Origin of the sequence: Chryseobacterium sp. ON_d1 (assembly GCF_006829085.1) — a bacterium.
Lineage (GTDB): Bacteria > Bacteroidota > Bacteroidia > Flavobacteriales > Weeksellaceae > Chryseobacterium.
In genome coordinates, this window is the sequence record NZ_BJTC01000024.1 from 1 (window position 1) to 6,614 (window position 6,614).

3 protein-coding genes are annotated in these 6,614 nt (G+C 35.0%); all 3 read left to right on the plus strand.

What is annotated here, in order from left to right; genetic code table 11:
• The coding region (locus CRS_RS24225; protein ID WP_185150440.1) for a phosphopantetheine-binding protein at positions 1-667 on the plus strand (667 nt) is incomplete at its 5' end.
• Between the two features lie 7 nt (positions 668-674).
• The gene (locus CRS_RS24230; RefSeq protein ID WP_142726509.1) at positions 675-4,991 is read left to right on the plus strand and encodes a type I polyketide synthase; all 4,317 of its coding nucleotides are present in this window, start codon (positions 675-677) and stop codon (positions 4,989-4,991) included.
• Between the two features lie 21 nt (positions 4,992-5,012).
• Positions 5,013-6,614, plus strand: a 1,602-nt coding sequence (locus CRS_RS24235) for a condensation domain-containing protein (RefSeq protein ID WP_142726510.1), incomplete at its 3' end; no start/stop codon positions are given.

The following is a 6,614-nucleotide window of genomic DNA, read 5'->3' on the forward strand; positions in this document are numbered from 1 at the left end:
CGGCAATATTGAATATTTGGGCCGTATAGACCACCAGGTAAAGATCCGTGGTCACCGTATTGAGCTGGGTGAGATCGACAGTCATGTACTTTCTTACAGTGAAGCAATCAAAAATGCAGTTACTGAAGTAAAAGGAAAAGAAGGTGACAAAAGTCTTGTTGTATATTATGTCAGCAGCTCACCGATAGATAAACATGATTTGTCAGAATATCTGGAGACTAAACTTCCGCAATATATGATGCCTGGCTTTTATGTGGAACTGGAGAGCATTCCTTTAACAGCTAATGGAAAGATTGACAGAAAGCGTCTGCCTAAAGTTAATGTAGAGGATTTGATTAAAAATGAATATGCAGCCCCTCGGACGGAAACAGAGAAGATAATGGTAACATTACTGGCTGGAATACTGAATTATCAGGCGGACGAAATTAGTATCAATGATAACTTTTTTGATATAGGATTGAATTCATTATCCATTATCAAACTTTCCCAGCTGCTGCGTAAAGAGGCTGGTTTAGAAATAGAAATTGCCAAATTCTTCCTGTATCCAAGTATATCAGAGCTGGCCCGGTTTATAGAAAGTAAAGAGTCTTATACTGAAGAAGCCACAGAAGAAGATAAAAACCTATCATCTCATATAGATAACCTTATAGATAACCTGTTCGAATAAATTTACTATGCAAAGAGAATCTTTAAAAAGAGATATCGCGATAATCGGTATGTCATGTATGTTTTCAGGATGCAATAATATCCAGACATTTTGGGATAAGCTTGCCAATGGTGATGAGCTGATCCAGTTTTATACAGATCAGGAACTCTTAGAGAGCGGAGTTGAGGCAAAAGTCATCCGGGATTCCAGTTATGTGAAGGTGAAAACATTCATTGAAAATTCTGATACTTTTGATTATTCTTTTTTCGGATATACAAAAGATGAAGCGGCAAGTATGGATCCACAGATCAGAATTTTGCACCACTTGGTATGGGAAGCATTTGAAGACGCCTGTTATAATCCACTGAAATTACAGGATAAAGCAGGACTATATCTTACCGCACCAGATAACTTTAATTGGATAGCGCATACAAATATTAATAAAAAAGCTACTGTAGACCCTTTTTATCTGTCACAAATCAATAATAAAAACTTCAGCAGTTCTTTAATTTCCTATAATCTGAATTTAAAAGGACCGAGTATTTTTATCGATACGGCGTGTTCAAGTTCTCTTGTTGCAATACATATGGCTTGCAGGGGACTGTTGCTTAGAGAATGTTCAATGGCGGTAGCCGGTGGAATTGCTTTAAATACGAAAGATGAAAAAGGATATCGGTATGAGGAAGGAATGATTTCATCCAAAGATGGTCATTGCAGAGCATTTGATGAAAAATCAAGCGGAACTGTAGGAACAGAAGGGGGAGGAGTCATTGTATTAAAACGGCTGGAAGATGCTATTGCTGATAATGATAATATCTATGCCGTTATAAGAGCTACTGCTGTTAATAATGACGGGAAGAGAAAAGTGGGATATACAGCACCAAGTGTATCCGGCCAGGTCGATTGTATCAGACAGGCCCAGAGTTTTGCAAAAGTCTCTGCACATGAAATTTCTTATATCGAAGCCCACGGAACAGGAACCAGACTGGGAGATCCTATTGAAATAGAAGCGCTTAATACAGCGTTTAATTATGATAAATCTTTTGAATGTGCCGTGGGAACAGTAAAATCAAATCTGGGACATGCCGGAAATGCGGCAGGAGTAGCAGGAATCATTAAAACTGCCCTCGCATTGAAAAATAAAATGATTCCACCCTCACTGCATTATACAAAAGCAAATTCAGAAATACCGTTTGAAAAAGGTCCGTTTTATGTTAACACCCGGACCAAAGCATGGGAATCAAAGAATAACCTTCCACTTATTGCCGGGGTAAGCAGCTTTGGAATAGGAGGAACCAATGCTCATGCAATTTTAGAAGGGTTTTCATTAAATGGGAGCATAGAAGAAAATAAGAAGAGAAATAATATAATAGCCTACTCTGCCAAAAAACCGGAAGCCCTGAAGAAATATTTTACAAAACTTGAAACATTTATCAGGGCAAATAACGTGAATCTTTCAGATCTTTCATTTTCCCTCAATACGGGAAGAGCAAATTTTGATTACAGGAGCTATATTGTATTTCAGGATAAGGAAGAATTATTAAAGGAATTGGATGCTCAAAAAGAGTACGGACAACCATCAAAAAAGCAAAATAATATAATTTTTGTCTTTCCGGGACAGGGATCTCAGTTCTTAAAAATGGGAAAGGAACTATATGTTCAGGAACAGATTTTTGCTCAATATGCAGATCAGGGATTTAAAATTTTAAATGAAAAATATGGGACAGACTATGCTAGGATTTTAGGATATGCTCATGATGAATCCTTCGATCCTAAAATTATTAATGAAACCCAGCACACACAGCCCTTATTATTTATCATTGAATATGCTCTTGCAAAAATGCTTATTGAGTATGGGATAACTCCTTCTCTGATGATAGGGCATAGCTTGGGAGAATACGTGGCAGCATGTATTGCCGGTGTATTTTCTTTTGAAGAAGGATTGTTTCTGGTGGCTGAAAGAGCTTTCTTAATGAGTAAAGCCTCAACCGGGAAAATGATTGCGGTAAATGCTTCTTTTGAAAAGATAAAAAGTATTGTTTCAGATGCAGTTTCTGTGGCGGCAATCAATTCTGATGATACTACTGTATTGTCAGGAAATGAAGAAGAGATTGAAAAATGCATCGGATTGCTGAATGAAAAAGATATTCAGTTTACTTTTCTGAAAACCTCCCATGCTTTTCATTCCCATATGATGAATGATGTTGCAGCAGAGTTTGAACACTTGTTTTCAGGGATCACCTTATCAAAACCTGAAATTCCTTATGTTTCTAATCTTACAGCCAATATAATTTCAGATAGCCAGGCTCAGGATGTCCGGTATTGGAAAGAACACATGCTGAATACTGTTCTGTTTGAAAAGGGAATTGAATATATTTTGGATAATGCAAAAGAAGAACCTTTGTTTATTGAAGTCGGATCTTCTACTTTAACGAACTCCATTAAAAATAACAGTCGGTATAAAGGGTATCAGATCGTACAGCTTCTGAATAAAACGGACGAAAATAAGTTCTATAACGCTTTAGGGGAATTATGGATGTCAGGAACAGGAATAGACTGGACAAAATATTACCAAAACAAAAATAGGAAGAAAATTTCAGCACCTACGTATGCATTTGAAGAAAATAAGCTGGATTTTCATGTTAACCCGTTTAAGAGCTTTACAGTAGATAGCAGCAGTGCGTCTTTGGATATTTTATATGAAAAAAAGTGGAAAAAAAGTGAGCTTACGAAAGGAAGCAAAGATGAAAAAGCATTCTGTATTATGTTTACAGAAGACAGTGAACTATCACAAAATATAGGTCAGGAACTTGAGAACAGGAACCATTCTGTTATAAAGATCAGAAAAAAAGATTCTTTAAAAGAAGATAAAAGCATAGATACAGAACAGGTAAAAAAATTACTGGAAGAGAGCAAAGAAAAAGCTGAAGGTAATATTCATATTATTTTTAACTGGAAAACGGAAAATGATAATCTGGATTCTATGCTCTCCTTTTTCAGACTGTTCAATATTATATGCAAATTTCTGATTTCGGTGGAAAATACTGCTTCAAGTTCAAAAATTACCATGCTGGGGGATCTGAACAGTATGAATATTACCGGAAAAAATAATACAATATTATTATCCTCATTCAGCCAGCTGTATATCTGTGCACAGGAAAACCAAAATATTTTCAGTACTCTTTTGGATATTCAGTCTGCAAATGATACAGATTATGATAGGATTGCTGATGAAATAGAATATAATTTTTCTAATCCGTTTGTTGCTTATCATGAAGAACAGAGATATGTTCCTTTCTATGAAAGACTTTCATTAAAAAAAGAGAAAAATCTTCAGCTTGAATCTAAAATTATTGTAATCATAGGGGGATCCGGTAAAATCGGAAGAATATTGACGCGATATCTTTCTGATAATCAAGCTAGAGTTGTTGTGATCGGCAGAAAAGATGTTCACAGCCTTGATGAAGCGTTTAAAACTGAAATTGGAAACAAAGTAAATTATTATCCAGCAGATATTTCTGATTATGAATCTTTTAATTCTACGATATCTCATATTGAAAAGACATATGGAACAATACACGGTGTTGTAAATCTGGTGGGAAATCCCTCAGCAGAATCTTTAAAACTTGTCGAGCATCTTGATATAAACAGTCTGAAGGGTATGTTTTCTGCTAAAGTGCAGGGAATCATTAATTTATATACGGTTTTTGCTGACAGAAATCCGGATTTTGTCTGGATAAGCTCAAGCTTATCAGCAATACTCGGAGGACAGACCTTTGGAGCCTATTCTGTTTCAAATGCTTATATGGATTATTTTATTGCCGGAAAACCGGACCTTAATAACTGGATAAGTGTTAATCTTGACGGATTTAGCAATAATGCCATAACAGAACCTACGCTGATTAAGATTTTCGAAACTACGCTGATTTCTGAACTGCAAAATCATCAGGTAATTGCATCAGTGAAAAATCCTAATAATTATCTGACGTATGATTACAAAATAAATGATCTGCCAGAAAAATCCCATCCTGAAGTCAGTATATACAGTAGTATGTATGCAGAACCGGTTTCTGATACAGAAAAAGCATTGTGTGGCATCTTTAACAATTTTTTTGAACCTAAAAAAGTAGGCGTGGAAGATAATTTCTTTGAGCTGGGTGGAGACTCTTTGAAAGCCATGACAATACTGAAGCGTATAAATAAAGAATTTAATGTGGAGCTTACACCACAGGATCTTTACTCTTCCCCTACTATAAAGGGACTTGCGCTGCATATGGAAATGATCTCATATGTTTCAAAAAAAGAAGTAAGTAAAGAGCCTAACCGCAAAACGATTATAATATAAATCCTATTTTTTACAATTTCTATGTTAAATTTATTAGAGGAATTAAAAAGTAAAAATATCCATATATCTGTAAAAGATGATAATCTTATTATTGATACTACAGAAGATATCGAAGAAAGCCTTATTAAAAGAATTAAAGTTTATAAGCAGGAGATTATCTCTTATATTTTAAAACACAATTCTAACAGTATTGTCAGGCATACTTTTACTAATGAGGATCATCCGGTTTCTGATGCTCAAAAGAGATTGTGGCTGCAAAGTCTTACTGAAGAAGGATCCAGATCTTATCATATTAATTATCACATTGAATTACCTTCAGAATATGATTCAAAGACGGTAAAGCTTGCCATCATGCAATTGGTAAATAATTTTGAAATATTCAGAACAGTATTCAGAATGAATGACCAGGGAGAAGTAAGGCAGATCATTTTAAATGAAAATAATACCGGGTTTGATATTAATATTATTAACCTTACAGATAATGCTGATGCGTTAGAGATCATTCAGGATACTGTTGTGCGATTCAATTCATTGGCATTTGATTTAAGTAAAGGACCCTTGCTTAAATGTGAAATTTATCATCTGAAGGATAAGATATTAGTTTATTTTATTTTTCACCATATTATTGTAGATGGAGTATCACTCAATCTGGTAAAACAGAATATTATAGATTATTATAAAGCAATATCCTATTCAGAGCATATTCATCCCCCGAGATTGCAGTACCTGGACTACACCTATTGGAAAATTGCAGCCATTGACAATGGAAACTATAATAATGCCCGGAATTACTGGCTGGAACTTTTATCGAAAAAAATTTCCACACTTGATTTGCCATCATATGTCCAACGGCCTTCTGTAAAAACATTTAACAGCTATACACTGAAAACAGATATTTCATCAGATCTGACTCAAAAGTTAGACTTTTTTGCAAAGCAGAATCAGGGAACTTTAAATATAGCGATCCTCAGTATTATCAACATATTACTGAATAAGTATACTTCAGAAAATGACATTACACTAGGCACTTTTACCTCCGGAAGGAATCATCCCGGTCTCAATGATATGCCCGGTCTTTTTGTAAATACCATCGTATTGAATAATACGCTGGATCCACAGTCAGATACCTTTATGGATACTTTCAGAAAGATCAAGGAATCATTTACCAAAGCTTTTACCCATCAGGACTATCCTTTTGATTTGCTCGTGGAAAATTTACAATTGCCCAATGATACTTCCAGAAATCCATTGTTTGATATTACCGTGGTTTTTCAGGATTATATGAATGGTGAGCCTGATGGCAAAATAGCTTTCAGTGAAGAAATAAAAGAAATAGGATTTACAAAAAGAGCTTTTGATATCAACTTTGAGTTTGTATATAAAGAATCTTTTTTAGAGATGCTGACTACATTTAATGTGGATGTCTATGATAAAGAAACGATTGTTTTATTCATAAAACACTTCAGGTATTTAATAGCAGAACTGTTGGATTGTCCGGATATTCCATTACGTGATCTTGATTATGTAAGTGATGAAGAGAAGTTAGTACTGTCATCATTCAATGATACGGCAGCAGAGTATCCGGCTTCTGATACGATTGTGAGTCTTTTTGAATCCCAGGTT